Annotated in this window: 10 protein-coding genes; 5 read left to right on the top strand and 5 right to left on the bottom strand. The window is 51.9% G+C overall.

What is annotated here, in order from left to right:
• Positions 1-138 precede the first annotated feature (138 nt).
• The 3 genes from ACQY47_RS21515 to ACQY47_RS21505 all read left to right on the top strand — a co-directional run bounded on the left by ACQY47_RS21515 (position 139) and on the right by ACQY47_RS21505 (position 4246).
• A complete protein-coding gene (locus ACQY47_RS21515; protein ID WP_017138434.1) occupies positions 139-408 on the top strand; it encodes a DUF2790 domain-containing protein in 270 nt (89 codons plus the stop codon).
• A gap of 577 nt (positions 409-985) precedes the next feature.
• Positions 986-2236: a ribonucleotide-diphosphate reductase subunit beta gene (locus ACQY47_RS21510; protein WP_017134657.1), complete on the top strand. Its 1251-nt coding sequence runs from the start codon at positions 986-988 to the stop codon at positions 2234-2236.
• 423 nt (positions 2237-2659) lie between these two features.
• Entirely contained in the window at positions 2660-4246 is a 1587-nt protein-coding gene (locus tag ACQY47_RS21505; protein WP_428551681.1) for a DNA cytosine methyltransferase, read from the top strand.
• A gap of 140 nt (positions 4247-4386) precedes the next feature.
• Here the strand turns inward: ACQY47_RS21505 and ACQY47_RS21500 are convergent, their stop codons facing one another.
• From ACQY47_RS21500 to ACQY47_RS21480, 5 genes are read right to left on the bottom strand one after another with little or no spacing between them, the layout of a single operon-like run.
• Positions 4387-6159, bottom strand: coding sequence for an AIPR family protein (locus tag ACQY47_RS21500; RefSeq protein ID WP_428551678.1), 1773 nt, complete (start codon positions 6157-6159; stop codon positions 4387-4389).
• The gene (locus tag ACQY47_RS21495) at positions 6149-7171 is read right to left on the bottom strand and encodes a PD-(D/E)XK motif protein (RefSeq protein WP_428551675.1); all 1023 of its coding nucleotides are present in this window, start codon (positions 7169-7171) and stop codon (positions 6149-6151) included. Before ACQY47_RS21495 ends, ACQY47_RS21500 begins: the two co-directional genes overlap by 11 nt.
• The gene (locus ACQY47_RS21490; protein WP_428551672.1) at positions 7155-10067 is read right to left on the bottom strand and encodes a Z1 domain-containing protein; all 2913 of its coding nucleotides are present in this window, start codon (positions 10065-10067) and stop codon (positions 7155-7157) included. Before ACQY47_RS21490 ends, ACQY47_RS21495 begins: the two co-directional genes overlap by 17 nt.
• Positions 10064-11521: an ATP-binding protein gene (locus ACQY47_RS21485; RefSeq protein ID WP_428551669.1), complete on the bottom strand. Its 1458-nt coding sequence runs from the start codon at positions 11519-11521 to the stop codon at positions 10064-10066. Before ACQY47_RS21485 ends, ACQY47_RS21490 begins: the two co-directional genes overlap by 4 nt.
• Before the next feature lie 38 nt (positions 11522-11559).
• Positions 11560-14175: a sigma-70 family RNA polymerase sigma factor gene (locus ACQY47_RS21480; protein WP_428551666.1), complete on the bottom strand. Its 2616-nt coding sequence runs from the start codon at positions 14173-14175 to the stop codon at positions 11560-11562.
• A 410-nt stretch (positions 14176-14585) separates the two neighbouring features.
• On the opposite strand from ACQY47_RS21480, the gene ACQY47_RS21475 reads away from it, so the two are divergent.
• On the top strand, positions 14586-15035 hold the full coding sequence (locus tag ACQY47_RS21475) for a very short patch repair endonuclease (RefSeq protein WP_428551663.1): 450 nt from the start codon (positions 14586-14588) through the stop codon (positions 15033-15035).
• Positions 15036-15392: 357 nt separating this feature from the next.
• Positions 15393-15917, top strand: a complete 525-nt coding sequence (locus tag ACQY47_RS21470) for a BRO-N domain-containing protein (protein WP_428551660.1) — start codon at positions 15393-15395, stop codon at positions 15915-15917.
• Positions 15918-15985 lie beyond the last annotated feature (68 nt).

Here is a 15985-nt window from a genome sequence, read left to right as displayed (position 1 = left end):
CCAACAAGGCAACGTGATTAACACCGTAACAGCCCCCACGAAGGCAACGTTAATCCGAACTTCCCAATTTTATAGTTACACACGCGGCCTCATAAGGGCCCCGTGACCCCTTTCGCCCTGAAGAAGGTAAATACAGTAATGAAAGCTCTCGTAGTTATGGCCCTCAGCAGCTTGTGCGCCACCGCCGCCCTGGCCGATGAGGCCCCGACCGAGCTGGCCGGCCAGAACGCCCCGATTGTTGAAGATTACACCTACAGCACACACTTGGATGTGGCCAAAGTATTGTCCATGAGCAACATCCCTGATGTCTGCAACGTTGTACCGGTACAAATGGAATATGAAGACTCGCAAGGTCAGCGTCATATTCTTAATTATCAAGTGATGGGCAATGGTTGCTCTAACGGGTAATAACTTTTTCAGTAAGATTTAAACCCGGATCTTGGTCGCCGCAAGAAATCGTTCTTGCGGCCAAGAACCGCCCTCTGGCCCACCGCCCACCCAATGTGGGAGCTGGCTTGCCTGCGATGGCGATCCCAGCCAAACACACCCCATACAGCCCTCCTCAATTCCCCCTCCCACAGCCCTACAAAAACTATCCCACCGCCCGTCAAAAAATTCCTACCCCAGCAAAGCCTTGCAAACACACGCTCTGGCCGAAAACCACAGCATTTTGCCCCTCCATCGTGACCATCGGCCGCAACACAAAGCCGATTTTTTCCCTATAATGCGCGGGTAAATCGGGCCTGCAATATCCCTTTACACTGGGATGAAGAGCCAGACCTGAGGCCTTCGCGCAAGCACGCGCCTGTCGCTGCGCACCTCAAGCCTCAAGCAGAACCCGTAACCCTATTCCGTTTAATTGCCTGCGCGAGCTGTTGCAACAAACGATTCCTTAAGATCCACCGCGGCCTCTGGGCCGTGTGAACACCCAACCATCCGGTTTCACACGGGCACCTTTGAGCCCTCACGCAGGAGACGACACGTCATGCTGAGCTGGGACGAATTCGACAAAGAAGAAGAAGGCGAAGTAGCCGCCAAAGGCGCCAACGCCGGCCACGCCACCGAAGCCAACATGGACCGCCTCGACGGTGCCGGCGCTGCCGCCGCCATCGAAGCCCGCGCCGTCACCGCCAATGACTCCGCCGCCATCGTGCGCGCCAAGGCCGCCCTCGACAAACTCGACGTCGCCGAAGGCCTCGCCGAGCTGGAAGGCTCCGCCGCCCGCGTCGCCGTTGACGAAAAGCGCATGATCAACTGCCGCGCCGACCTCAACCAACTCGTGCCCTTCAAGTACGACTGGGCCTGGCAAAAGTACCTCGACGGCTGCGCCAACCACTGGATGCCGCAAGAGGTCAACATGACCGCCGACATCGCCCTGTGGAAAAACCCCGAAGGCCTCACCGACGACGAACGCCGCATCGTCATGCGCAACCTCGGCTTCTTCTCCACCGCCGACTCCCTGGTTGCCAACAACCTGGTCCTGGCCGTGTACCGCCTGATCACCAACCCGGAGTGCCGCCAGTACATCCTGCGCCAGGCCTTCGAAGAAGCGATCCACACCCACGCCTACCAGTACTGCATCGAATCGCTGGCCATGGATGAAGGCGAGATCTTCAACATGTACCACGAGATTCCATCGGTCGCCAAAAAGGCAGCCTGGGGCCTCAAATACACCCGTTCGATCTCCGATCCGAAGTTCGAAACCGGCACCGTCGAAACCGACAAAGAACTGCTGCGCAACCTGGTCGCCTACTACTGCGTCCTGGAAGGCATCTTCTTCTACTGCGGCTTCACCCAGATCCTGTCCATGGGCCGCCGCAACAAAATGACCGGCGTGGCCGAACAGTTCCAGTACATCCTGCGTGACGAGTCGATGCACCTGAACTTCGGTATCGATGTGATCAACCAGATCAAAATCGAAAACCCGCATTTGTGGGATGCTGAAATGAAGGAAGAAGCGACCCAGATGATTTTGCAGGGGACGCAGCTGGAGATTGAATATGCGCGCGATACCATGCCGCGTGGGGTGTTGGGCATGAATGCGGCGATGATGGAGGATTATCTGAAGTTTATTGCTAATCGTCGGTTGTCGCAGATTGGTCTTAAAGAAGAGTACCCAGGGACGACTAACCCGTTCCCGTGGATGAGCGAGATTATGGACTTGAAGAAGGAGAAGAACTTCTTTGAGACTCGGGTTATTGAGTATCAGACTGGTGGGGCTTTGAGCTGGGATTGATTCCCATAGCAAAAAAATCCAGTTTTGAACGACTTACTCAGATCCGCTAAGAAGCCCTGATTTCCAGGGCTTTTTTCACACTAAACAGAATTCTACTTACACGAATGCCACCCACAGAAAGGTAAGGCGTTTTTTTGCCGAATAGCCCTGCACACCAGAGAACAACGTTTAGGCCATTCATAACCCCCACAGCAATAGAATTGCCTAGCTCCAATCATGATTGCGTGGACATTCTGCAATTTCCTGCGCGCCCCTTGTACGCGGTAAAACTCAGTTGCCTCTCGTGAGGTTCATTTCTTGCCGACCACTAAGTGAACCGTTACCATTTATCGCACATAAGTGCCCGCCCCCCCCGGTTGAGCACCCCCCTGAGCGCTGCAATGCGCTTTTTTTATTTTTGTCTTAGGCGCCTCGGCTAAATCAATGAAATACAAGGAATCTATCCCGGTAATCGACCTCTTTGCGGGCCCGGGCGGACTGGGGGAAGGATTCTCCTCAATCGGTGGCCATCAGAAGGGAGTACGCAAATTCCAGCTCCGTGTCTCGATCGAGAAAGACCCTGTCGCTCATGCAACCTTATCTCTCCGTGCATTATTTCGCGCCTTCCCCAAAGGCGAGGCACCGGAGGCTTACTATGAATACATCCGGGGAGAAATTACTCGTGAAGAGCTTTTCAAGCATCCGGACGTACCGGCGGAAGCAGTAGAAGCAGCACAAGAAGCAAAGCTCGCAGAGCTTGGTAAAATTTCGCCAGAAGAAGTCGACAAATGGATCAGGAAAGCCCTGATTGGGGCAGAGGAATGGGTACTCATTGGCGGACCACCTTGCCAGGCGTACTCTGTGGCAGGACGTGCCCGTCGCACACGCGAGTCCCAAGAGGAATTTGAAAGCGACGAGAAGCACTTTCTCTATAAAGAGTATTTACGGATTATTCGCGAGTTCAAACCAACGATTTTCGTAATGGAAAACGTTAAAGGCATATTGTCTTCAAAACACAGTGGCTCGAACATATTTCAACAAATTTTCGACGACCTCTCGGCGCCTGCCGAAGACCTTTCGTACAACATCCGCTCTTTAGTCGTCCCTAGAGACGTGGAAAAACCAGACCCGCACGACTTCATCATTCAATCAGAACAGCACGGCCTTCCACAGGCTAGACACCGCGTTATCCTGCTTGGCATACGCTCTGACATTGCTTCAAGCTGTCCCGCTTTACTTGAAAATCCTCACAAACTCGTAATGGAACGCAGCAAAACTGTTTTTACAGTTGGGCAAGCCCTGTCAGGACTCCCGCCGGTTCGCAGCAAGATTTCAAGAGGTGGTGACTCTCTCGAAGCATGGTTATCCGCTTTGGAAGAAGCCGGCTCTATGCTTTTACGGCCGTACGTAGCCGGCAACGGTGACTTGATAGATTTGATGAAAAAAGCGGCGGTTGACGCACAGAGACTGCAGTCTAACGGTAGTAAATTCACATACTGGAAAGTAGATCCAGAAATGAGTACCAAGCAGCGTGAGTGGTTCCTCGACCCAAGACTGAAAGGGGTGCTGCAGCATGAGGCTAGGAGTCATATGCGCTCAGATCTTCATCGGTACATCTATGCAGCAAGCTACGCGAGATTGAATGGCTCCTCCCCAAAAATACACCAGTTCCCTGCGCAGCTACTGCCAGCTCATGAGAACGTGTCTTCTGACTCAGTCCCCTTTAGTGACCGTTTCAGAGTTCAGATGGAAAATGGTCCTTCTACAACTGTCGTCGCACACATAGCTAAAGATGGTCATTACTATATACACCCGGACCCGAGTCAGTGCCGCAGCTTGACTGTTCGCGAAGCCGCTAGATTGCAGACCTTTCCTGACAATTACTTTTTCGAGGGAAATAGAACACAACAGTACACACAGATAGGAAATGCAGTACCTCCACTGCTTGCTAGAAAAATAGCAGCTGTCGTCGCAACGGTCATTGACTCCTACCGATCTGGAAGAAATCGGCAGGCGTCTTTGGATATCTGATAGCGCCGCGTAGACTATCGCACCGTATCAAGTGCCAGATAGTCTACGTTATGCTCCCGAAACATCGACGAATCCTCTTCGCCATGTTTACTAATAAAATGGTGCCCCTACATCACGAGCACTTTCTGTGAGCCGGGATGTCAGAGAGCCTCAGGAATATCTGTAAATGGAGGAGAGAACGGCCGGGAAAACATAGCTTCTCGGCATTCTGGTCGCTTTGCCCATTCGGAAATCATCCTGCCACTTGCAGTCTCATGAAGACGATCATTAACTTCCCGAGCCCAGATTTCTATTTGCTTAATGAGTTGAGGCGAAATACCTTGCCTAGTCCAAATACGATCAAGGTTAAAGGAATCACCGTAAACAAGGGAAATTAAGGCAACAGTATAAGCAGCAACGTTTGCGAGAAAGGCTGGAACCAATGGTCGCGCCGTTTTGTGTACTGCTTTAAATAGCAAAGCTTTCGAGACAATGGCTTTGAAGTATGTAACATCCGGAGCGAATGTTGCCCCATCAGCCTCCATCTCAGTCATACGAGACATAAATCGATCAAAGCATTTTTGCGCACCGAGGCTGACAACATCAGCATGTCCATCCCAAGCAATAAAATATTTCGCCAATTCAGTTTTCGTAATTTTTCTCGATGTTGGTACCGACTCCTTTAGGGCGCGGAGCTTTGCTGGGGTGACACCATCACGAGCAAGAAGAGTGTTGTAACTGCCCGCTGCTCTCTCATAAAACCATCGACCCATACCATCGGGGCAATAAACAGAAAGAGACAAACGCTCAATATCAACATGAAACGGCTTATTAGCGGATAGATCTGACTGCCGAACAGCGTTTTGACTATTAGCGTAACGCGAAATGTCCGAGACAAGAGCCTCCTCTTTTGCAGGATCCTGCTCTTTCATAACAATAATTTTTGCCGGAACGCGTACTTTGCTCAAATCTGTATCTGCGTATTTTTTCTTTGCGAAGAAAATTGAAGCAGTAGTTTGACCTCCGTTAACAATTTGCATGCCTCGTAACCATGAGATCCCCGGCGCCCCATCTGCGGTGCGATCAAGACGCATCTCATCAGCAACCAATACGATGCCATTATTATATGCCATGAATCGTTCCGGAGAGTTTCTCAATGTACTCTGAAGGCCCGCATTCACGCCCTTCGCCTTCACGCTTAAGAAGGAACGCACATTCGCCTCAAGCAAACGTGGGCCAAATTTCTCATAAACAAACCGAAGCGCTTCGCCTGGTATAGCGGTAAGTGCGTAGTCATAATCTCCAGTTTCCCCAGGTACGAAAACACATGGCAGTGGAGAGCCAGACACTTCATTGAAGTCAACGACAAGTTCGTCCCGAGGTTTACCCTCTGAACGATGACGGTAAAGCCGCTCGATATCCATGACCTCTAGCTTAACTTGCTTGCCGCCAACATCTCGCGCTTTGAAGCTCTTCGACTTCGCTATCCCATCCGTAAGTACGTAAACACGAACCTGTTCAAGTCCGTCGTAAATTTCTCGAATCGTCAATGCTAAAGAATGGACATCGCTTGATGGATCGAGTTTTTCGGCAATACGTCCGGCCGCACAGAGCTCTAAGAAACGGACACATTGAGCCGCTGCAGTCTTGATGTCTTGGTCAGAAATTGGACTGAGGCCTTCAAAGCCCTCGTACAAACTTACGAATAGGTCAAGCTGATCAGCGTCTTCAGACATGGCATAGCCACTCAAACGCAAATTCGCATTGCCTACTTTCCCCTGAAAGTGACAGACCACAGGATCGAAAGTCATTCCAGCATCAACAAGGTGCTGCATAACCACTTCTGAAAAAACGAGTTCGCCGAAGGGTGCGCCATCGGACATCAGGGCCGCTATTTCGCCCTTAGTTTCGGCGAAGAAATCATCAAGCGTCATCCTTAATTACTCCTAGTAATTTCAGAGCCGTGCCGAGGTCCGAGATGAACGCTCCGGCATGGTCCAGATTTATTTCGTAAAGGGCTCGCACGACTCCCATGGTGACTATTCCCGGAGTCAACCTCGGGAAGCCCTCAGTGACAGAGAAAATATGCTTCTCCTTCGACTCGAACTTTCGTGTGTAATGGCCGAAGTGGCCTTCGAAGTAACCGGAGACCATCAGCCTTTCCCTAAAAAGGTTGACCATTCTTAGATCCCCACCTAGTTTCAGCTCAGTCTCGGAAATCATCTTGGGAAGAGTGAATCCGCCCTCCTCACGCGAAAAACGCACGGCAGAGAGAAATAAAGGCGATGCTACGGAGTCGTCCAACTGCTCAAGGGAGGCTATTTTCACGGAAAAACCAGAGGAGGACATCGTGGCTTTGACTTCAACTGCCCCGTCGCCCAACAAAAAATCTTGCGGGGCGTCATCAGGTCCCACCCAGCCTCGAAGCATCTCCTCCGCGGGTACTCCTGACTCTAAAAGATCGTGCATAAAGTTGAGCTCTCCCATGAGACCGAGTTCCGCCTCAGGACTGAGAGGATTCGCACCTCGTGACATGAACTGCTTCCAAGCAACTACTCGACCAATCAAAACCCGTAACAACATATTTTCGTCAGCGCCAGTAGCAGCGATGTCATCTAAAGCGCCGACAATATCGTGAACCATTGCAGCGAAAAGCTCGGTGCTTCCGGCTTCTTGTCGAGTCAGCGCTAATCTAAGCCCGCCATAGCTATCGGGATCAGCTCTCTCGATCAAAAAGCCCTGCCCCTCGGGCAGTTTTTCGGCACGAGCTAACTTTGCAGTCGGAAAGCAGAATAATATCGCTTCAACATTGGCTGGCGAACGCCGGCCAGCTTGGACCGCGACCGGGCCCGCAGAAGCGAGAGAAATAGCTTGCCAGCCTGGTATGGGGTCATTTCCGGAAAGAGAAGACCAGGCCAGCAGGAACTCTTCATTCGGACGGGCCATATTCTTGCATCCAGTAGAGGAGGTTAACTTCGTATTCCACACTTATCGAGTGATCACTGCTGGGAAACGCGATGGCGAAAGCCATAATAGGCTTCTTCCACCCAGGGACTATGAGTCGCTCAGGCGTTACCTTATCCTTATAGAAGTAAGGAGTTAGCGGGTATAACAAAAGCACCCCGCAGTCCGAGTCCCCGCCAAGCTTCCTACGTGCTTCGCGGATACCTTTACCACTCGGGAAGCTCGGCAAAGAGGTTCGACCACGCGAAGGCTCAGGCTTCCAAGCTGCGCGGGTGAGTGCCAAAGCCTCTCGCCATACGTCATCGTTTAAGTCGATGCCTTCGTCTTTAGGATCTGTGAGAACACCAATGGCAAAACTCTTAGGGTCAACCTTCTCAGGATCGACAGGGTCCTCGGTTTTGCGAATGGAGTAGCTACTCGATGGAGCGCCACCAGGGAAGACGTGCTCATCTCCCTCGCCGGCACCGCCCCCGAGCAGTGCAACGCTCCAATTTCTCAATTGCCCTGTGTTGACCATCTTGGTTATGAATTCCGACAGCAGTAAAGCCTTGGCGCTGGTGGCATTCGGATGAGTCGCATAAGAGCCGAGGAATTCTAGAACCTTGGAGACGCTTACGTCCTTCCAGAGACGTGCGCTTGGCCATGAGTCCTGATCGCCATCTCGGCCATACTTCGGCGAATCCGACCACGGCTTTCCGAGTGCCCCGACCAAAGTATCGACAGCATCGAGATTCTGTTGCTGAATCTTGGCATCACGATGGAAGAGGATGGTTTGTGGTCGTGTCCCGCTGTATGTCAACGAGAGCGTCTGCGCGTTCCGCATTTTCAACGGTGAGGTGACAGTAAGTACCTCGTGTGACATTACTTTGAGCCCGTACTGCTCCGGCGTCAGCTTTGCTTCAGCCATAAAGTCGAACTCGTCACGCAATTCTTCCGACGCATCAGCAATGTGGCCAAACCACTTCACCAGATCGGGTGAAGTGTAGAGGCGACAAAGATCAAGGTAACCAGGGCGGTAGCCAAACCAGCGTCCCATTTGCATAAGCGTGTCGTACATTTTCGTCGTACGCACAAAGTAGCTCACGCACAGCCCCTCCAGAGTCAGGCCGCGAGCAAGCTTGTCTCCGCCGACGGCTATCACCTTGAGCACCGCGCCGGGTGTCGCATAATCCAGTGCATCCTTGGCCGTTCCATTAATCGAGCGGACCTCGATGTCATCCAGAACATCAGGTAGAACTGCAAGGACGTCGTCCCAACTTGGCATTGTTGGCGGCCGATCCTCGACTGGGGAGAGTTCTGCAACTTGGTCTCGGACAGGGAGGAAATCTTCATCCCAGAGCCTACGCAATTCATCTATTTGTTCTTGAGCGCCAATGCCACGAGTTATCTTCTGACGCATGCGGCGCACGGCCGTCTCGATCTGTTCGCGTACATGATTTTGTACGTCTACGTAACGAGTGACGTGAACCAACATGGAGTTGTGCTGCCCACCTTGGCCGCGTAGTTCTCGAACCGCACAGGTCAACACGAAGGCGCATATCGCCTCTTGCAGTGAAGGGGGAATAATCTCCTCCCCTTTATAGGTAGGGACATGTATTTTCTTATGCTTCGGCGGCATCCACCCGGTTCCTTTCTCCGGGTCGTAGTGATCTGCAATGCTCCGAGAAAGAGGAAGAGCGCCCTTACGCCCATCCTTAGTCATCTTGCCAAACATGCGCGCGGGGCCCACATAGTTGGAGGGCGCGGCCAAATTGATTATGAAAGAACTAGGGAAGAGGTCAGGCCCCTCCTTAGCCGTAGCGCCTTTGTGATGAATGAAAATGTTGGCGAAAGGTGTGGCCGTATATCCAACATAAGCTTTGCGCGAGAACGAGTGCAATAATTGGCGGATCAGGCGATTGATCGTTTTGGGCTGATGCTCCTCGTCGGGTGTGCCATCGTCGTTGAACACCTGCTCACCTGTATCGACCGAGGCGTTATCTGCCTCGTCGTCGATCATCAGTAAAGGAAGTTTCGTTACGAGCTTTCGTCCGGTGCTTGCATCAGTGCTGTCAGCCACGCGCTTCTGTATCCAAGCCAACAAGGCGGTTAAAACTGTCTTCTGCTTCTTCACCACAAAGAGCCAGGGTCTCTCTTCAGGGGAGATGCCATGGAAGTGCCTTGCGATGGCGTTGCTGAAATCCCCGTTTTCAGCACGAGTGGTCGCAGAGTTAGTTTTCAGATCTTCGCCGAACTCAGCGACACCGATCGGCATGCCCGGATCGCGGTCGATGGTTGTCTCGTAGCCTAGGAAACTTTCCTCCAAGCGAATTTGGGTCTGCGAGCGAAGATTATTGTGCATGCCGGCGAGGACGATAATTATCTTGTAGCCCGCATCAGCCGCTTTACAAATGAGCCCAGAATAGTTGCTTGTTTTTCCGGACTGCACGTGCCCAACAACAAGTCCCCTTCTATCCCAATCATCTCCCCGTTGCGGATCCTCCAACAGGCTTAAGATATCGTCGGTAGCCTCATCAAGCCCTTCAACTACCGTATCGGAAAGTTTTGACTCCAAAAAGTCCCCGTAACGCCGCCAGTATTGCCAATCACGTTTGCGCGCAGCAGTCAACCAATCAAAGTGGCCAGCGTTGTCTTTAAGCGTTGTCGATTTACCGATCCAGTGGCTAAAACGTTGAATCAGTGTGACAACGGCCTTTCCCTCATCCACGACATGAGGTGAATCGCCAGCAAACATTGTCGCTGCAAGCCGCACTTTCTCAGCAATGAGGGTTGGGGTAATTTTGGACTTGTCCTTCTCCGCCTTAACAAGCCGCTGCGCTGTAGCGATAACATTTTCCAGCAGTTCCACTTGCGCTGCTATCTCTTCCGCTGAGGTCATTCGCTCTCCCCTAATTTAGCGATCAGTTTTGGGAACTTTTGAAATGGCTCGGTCCTTAGCATCGATTTGCGAGCTTCTTCGACGCTTAGTCCCTTACGCTCAATCAAGTCATTAAATAGTACACTTGCAACCTCAATCACCGCAGCGTTGGGTTCGCCATCAAACCCGGTACGTGGAGTATCTTTGTTCTCTGCGGTGTCCAGCCATATCCGCTGTACAGGTACCGTTTCCTCAACGACGCGTAGCATGGCCCGAACAAGGCCTGCATTACCGCCAACAGCATCAATTACCGCAGCCACCGCAGGATGCCTCTCGTCAATGCAGTAGCGGACACCATCCTTGAGTCTGTCGACACGCCAGGCCTCCTGCTCAATCTTAAGACCTCCAGGTCCGAGCGTCGGCGTGCCACGAAAAGCGAATACTCTCCTAGCTCTTCCTCTCGTGTCCTCGGCCAACTTAGTAAGCCAAGGACGCACAGTTACGGGAGGGCGGGCCGTGGACTTCTTCACATCAATCTTCCAGGCGGAATCAGCAGTATTAGGGATATCCAACCTAATTCTGGCAAGCCGGTGCGGCTCCTCTCGGTTCCATGCTCGTCCCTGCCCCAACCCAAGCCAACCACCAGCCAGAAGCAAACGGTGATTTCGATATACGTAAAAACCTTGTTGAGAGGTCCACCCCTCCGCTCCCCCCGCTTTGCGAAACTCATCTTCGGAAAGCCGATCTTTGTGTGGTAGAACGTGGCATTGAGCCTCTAGGAGGCCAGACGGCGTGAGGATTCGAGCGACGGGAGAATGCCACGGCTTCGCAGCATGCCCAGTCATAAACGGGTCCCACGGACTAACGAGCTTTTCGTTAAGGAACAGTCGAAACACTGGATCCGCCCCTTCCAACAGACGATGGAATACCATGGCCAGACGCAATTCGATATCGTCTACCAAGTCGGCGAAGTGATCGAGCGTATAGCCAGGAGTGACGATACGATCCAGCCGCTCCCAGAGAACTAATGTTCCGGACTGAAGCGTATTGACCGGGTTAACAAAAGCTTCGGATCCACGGGCGGCCCCTTCAAACATCCTCCATCCAAGGTCCGTCGATGCCGCAATAGCATCGAGATCCCAACGTAAGCAAGAAACTGGACCACTTATCCGCTTAGACGCAACAGTGAGACAGCGACACTGCGAAAAGGAAGCGGTTTTTAAGCCCATCCCAAAACGACCAAGATCACTAGGCGCACGGTCATCGAGAGGATTCTTAACACCAAGCGTCATTGCCGCTTCTAACTCCGCATCGTGCATGCCTCGTCCGTTGTCCAATATAGAAATTCGACTTCTCTCTCCATCCCACTCAAACGTCACATGAACTTCTGACGCACCGGCAGAGACACCGTTATCAATAACATCAGCCAAAGCAGCAGCGGTCGAGTATCCGAGACCACGTAGGGCTTCCAGCATTGCATCGGCTCGGGGCGGGGCATACCTAGTGCGCTCGTTCATTTGACGTAAGTAGTTCCAGTAAGAAGTGTGAAACCAATATCAACCATTTTGCGGGCAACTCTGCGAACCTGCGCATCCGGCAGTGCCGGCAGTGATACGCGAATCCGACGATCGTCCGAATCTCCCACCTCAACACTAAGACCAAGAGCCTTGGCCTCATTCAAAAGATTGGTTAACTGGATACTTGGTTGAGCGGAGCCCATCGCTACCAGAGACTCCGAACTCGGATGCTTACTAAAAACCGGCTGAATACACTCTATATTCTCGCGGACCGGTCGATGAGGCTCGACAGCACTAGCGCTCTTAGTATCTTGAACTGCCAGATCCTCTGATCGGTATTCCGGACAAGGGGCTTCCTTTAAATCCCAGTAGTCGCCCAAGTACACAGCTAGCCTTGCCATTCTGACAGGGTGACGTAATTTTTTAAGTGCCTTCGACTCGATTTGTCGAATCCGCTCACGCGTTACATCGAATCTTAGACCAATTTCTTCCAAGGTCATGGGCTCGTCTAAATCCAAACCGAAACCGAAACGAAGAGTTATGACTTCGGCCGAGCGGTCATCAAGTTCGCCAATGATTTCGAGCATAAGAGCTCGAAGAGAGGCTGCTTCTACAGTGATCGCCGGGTCCGATGACTCCTCTTCGAGGAGGAAATCGAGCAAGGGTGCCGATGCGCCTTCAAGATGCGCATCCAAGCTGCTAACTTTCTCTGAAACAGTCAAAAGGAGCTTGAGCTTATCGAGAGGTATTCCCGTTCGAAGTGATGTCTCACGCTCAGTTTCAGGACGCCCGATCTTAGCCTCGAACTCGTCTCGCTCATGCAAAGTGCTCCTTGCCAAATCTTGCATGTGGACGGGCACCCGGATCGCGCGCTCAGTATTAGAGATTGCGCGCGAAATATGCTGACGAATCCACCAAGTAGCATAAGTGGAAAATCTGAAACCCTTGCGCCAGTCAAAGCGCTCAACGGCCTTCATAAGACCTAGATTGCCCTCCTGAACGAGATCATCAAAAGGAAGTTCGGACCAAAGGTACTTTTTGGCTATAGAGAGCACTAGACGAAGGTTGGAAAGAATCATCCTCTCCCGTGCCACCTCTCCGCGTCGAATTGCTGAGGAGAAAGCCGAATCGCAATCAGGCATCCTCGATAGTTCAAGCAGGAAGCACCGATTAAGACAGGCGGCCGCAAGCGCCTCACGAACCCTTATGGAATCATTACTGGCGGAGCGCGCCGCTGACACCGCTACTACAAACGCAGACGCTTCCGAGTCGAGTCCGAACTCATTGTCCTCGGCCATAACATTACCAACAGACGACACATCTTCTGAGCTCTCGTCCCCAACGCCCTCTCTAACAAGATCATGACCTGAGGTGAAAAACTCATGACCTACCTCTGCGCGGGCTACCTTTTCAGCTGCGTCGAAAATGGCACTCAGACCTCGGGGCCAGCAAGATAGGGCATCTAGTGCTTGGTTTCTTGCGTCCTCCATCTCGCGGCCCAAAGAGATCTCCTCTGCGGCTAGGAGTAGGTCTTTCTTTAGGCCCCTCGCGTAAAATCTAAGCGGCTCGTTACGACCTGATGCAAGGTCGTCCACGAACTCCAAAGCCTCTGAAAGCCTTACTTCTTCTTCAGTTGTAGGATCGAGAAGATCTGCCTGCTCGGAAAATCCTATCCATTGATCGGTCACTATGCCGAGGTCACCTAAAACAAAACTCAGCAGACGTTCAGCTTCTTCATCACGACTATGTGAGATGTCAGCTCCTCGACAAATATCGATTAGAGCAGCCTCCGAAACAGTACCTTCGCGCAGCCCCCGGAGTATCAAACCACGGATACCTTCATTTTCATCCGTGAGGGGACGCGCCCTTTCTGGAAGAAACAGCGCGATATCGTCCCATTCAATATCGGTGTCGATTGCCTTGTGCCGACCTATGGTTTCTTGGATTACGCTAATTGTTTTCGCAACTGTTACGTCCCCCGCCGGAGGAGTCGCTTCGGCCTCCGCCACCCAATCGCCTTCGAATCCAAAATCCAAGGGCTCGTCGTCGATCTCGATGAAATTCGAGAGCGCATCCTCCTCGACAATTACGACTATATTCTCCTGCGCGTAAAGAACAGAGACCTCACCGTGGATAGCGGCATCAAGAATTCGGTGAGGCTCAGGCTCAAATAAGCCATCGACGTGACTTATCAGGTCAGTTTTTTCTTCTTTAGCTTCGTGATACGAAGAGTCACTCACGAGCAACGAAGGAAAGGGTGCCTCCAGCTCCGCAATGGCCTGAGGCAAAACTTCGTCATATGCGTAGGTTTCATTTAATTGGCGGTTACTACTAAAAGCGTCCTTCAACAATGAAATACATTGCGCACATCCACCCTTCTCCGCGTATGCGAGTGCATCCTTACCGTCCGCATCCAGCAAATCGGTCTGCGCTCCAGCGGTCAGCAGTAGCTGTACAACTCCCGCTTTTTTTCGGGCAGACGCCAACATTAGGGGGGTCGCGCCTCCAGCATCAGGAGCATCAAGATCATCGCCCCGCGCTATGTGGAGTTTGACAGCAACCTCGACACCAGCAATGACCGCCATGCGTAATAGAGGGTTCAGCTTAGCCACTGAACACCCCACATGCCCACGCGCCCGTCTCATACGTCGTTTTCGAAAAAATGGCTCGGAAAATGAGATGGCTGCGTATATCTGATTTCAGGGTCGACTCCTTGTCTATATCCAATTTTCTAAGACTTGCTAACTCAAGCTGACCTTAAGATAACATCTACGAAAGACGGCCGAATTTGATATGAAAGGGTAAGGAATCACTTGCGTGAAAACTCACCAACAGGCTGGAAATGGCGCATTGCCACTCACAATATCCCCTTGTCACCAACACGTAAAGGAAGAGCAGGGGTAACGTAGTAATCCAAGGCATGCCATTACGATACCTAGGACCATTTTCCAAGGCGGTACCCAAATTTAGGACAAGATGCCGATGGTAGGCTAAAAAGAGTTTTTCATCAGGCGAACCTTGAATGAGTACAGACATCGTCACCCCAAAACAACGCTCTAAAAACATGTCAAAGATTAAGGGGAAAAATACCAAGCCCGAAATGACTGTTCGATCGCTATGCCATGAGCTGGGGCTTCGCTATCGTCTACATCGGGAAAATTTACCGGGAACGCCTGACCTTGTATTCCCGAAGCACCGGCTGTGTTTATTCGTACACGGCTGCTTCTGGCATAGACACCTAGGATGTAAATACGCGTACACACCCAAAAGCAGATTAGATTTTTGGCTACCTAAGCTCGCTAAAAACGTTGAGAGAGATGCGAAGGCTCAGCAAGAGCTTGAAGCAGCAGGTTGGCGCGTATCGATCATCTGGGAATGCCATACAAAAAACAAAGATGCTCTGCGAACTGAAATCCAAAAAATGATCGACCTCAAGCTCGATAGTCAGCACGTCACCACTGAAACAGAATGAATAATCTTGGAAGCTTGACCACCTCCACCCGCCCACCTACCCTCTCAACTCGGCGCCTAAGAAACGCCTCAACCAGAGCGGCCCTCCGCACCCGACAGCCATGCGGCTTTTTTTGCCAGCGGTTTCTCTACGCCTGTGAAAAATCCCCGTTATGTCGGGAGTGGGCGAATACAAGACCCGAAAGGGGAATATGTCCGGCCCGTCTCTGGTGGGTTTCTTAGCTCCCGACACCCATAACGCCTGCCCTAAGAAAGCAACCAGAGGTAACGGAAATGCCTGGATACTTTGCATCATCTGCGAAGGTCATTCGCAGTACCCGCACCACATCTCAAACACCCTCCAAGCCGGAGGTGTGCCATGTATGAACCTACCGTCTTCACCCGCCAAAACCTGCAAATGCACGCCCTGCTACTGGAGAACCAGCCATGGTTCTGTGCTCGCGACCTTGGTCGCCTGATGGGGCTGTATCTGCATGAACGAATGGTCAGCAAGCTCGATGAGGATCAGCGGCAAACGCTGGAAATCTGCTACCACGGTCAGCCTGAAAACATGCTGATGATCAGCGAATCCGGGGTGTATGCATTGCTGGTTTATCACTACTCACCAGGACATCGCCTGTTGCGTGAATGGCTTACCCATCAAGTGGTCCCGACATTGCGTGACAAGCATCAACCACGACCTACAGATCGTCCAATGCTGAGCTTGCTTGATTGGCCCGAAATGTCGTTGAGCCTTCTGCATTGGCAGGATGAAGGCTGGATTCGGTTACGAGATATGCCATATCTACTGCTCAACCGGACTCGCCGACGCGCGCCGCCGAGCAAGACTTGGTTTCAAAAGATGGCAGAGTATTTCCAGCCATCAAGCCATTCGACACGCTGAACCCTCAAGAATAGTCCGTCCGGGCTGACGCTCAGACGGACCACAAACACACCTTTCCCAATCCGCGC

The organism is Pseudomonas edaphica (genome assembly GCF_965277385.1).
GTDB lineage: Bacteria > Pseudomonadota > Gammaproteobacteria > Pseudomonadales > Pseudomonadaceae > Aquipseudomonas > Aquipseudomonas edaphica.
This window is presented reverse-complemented; position numbering and strand designations above follow the sequence as displayed.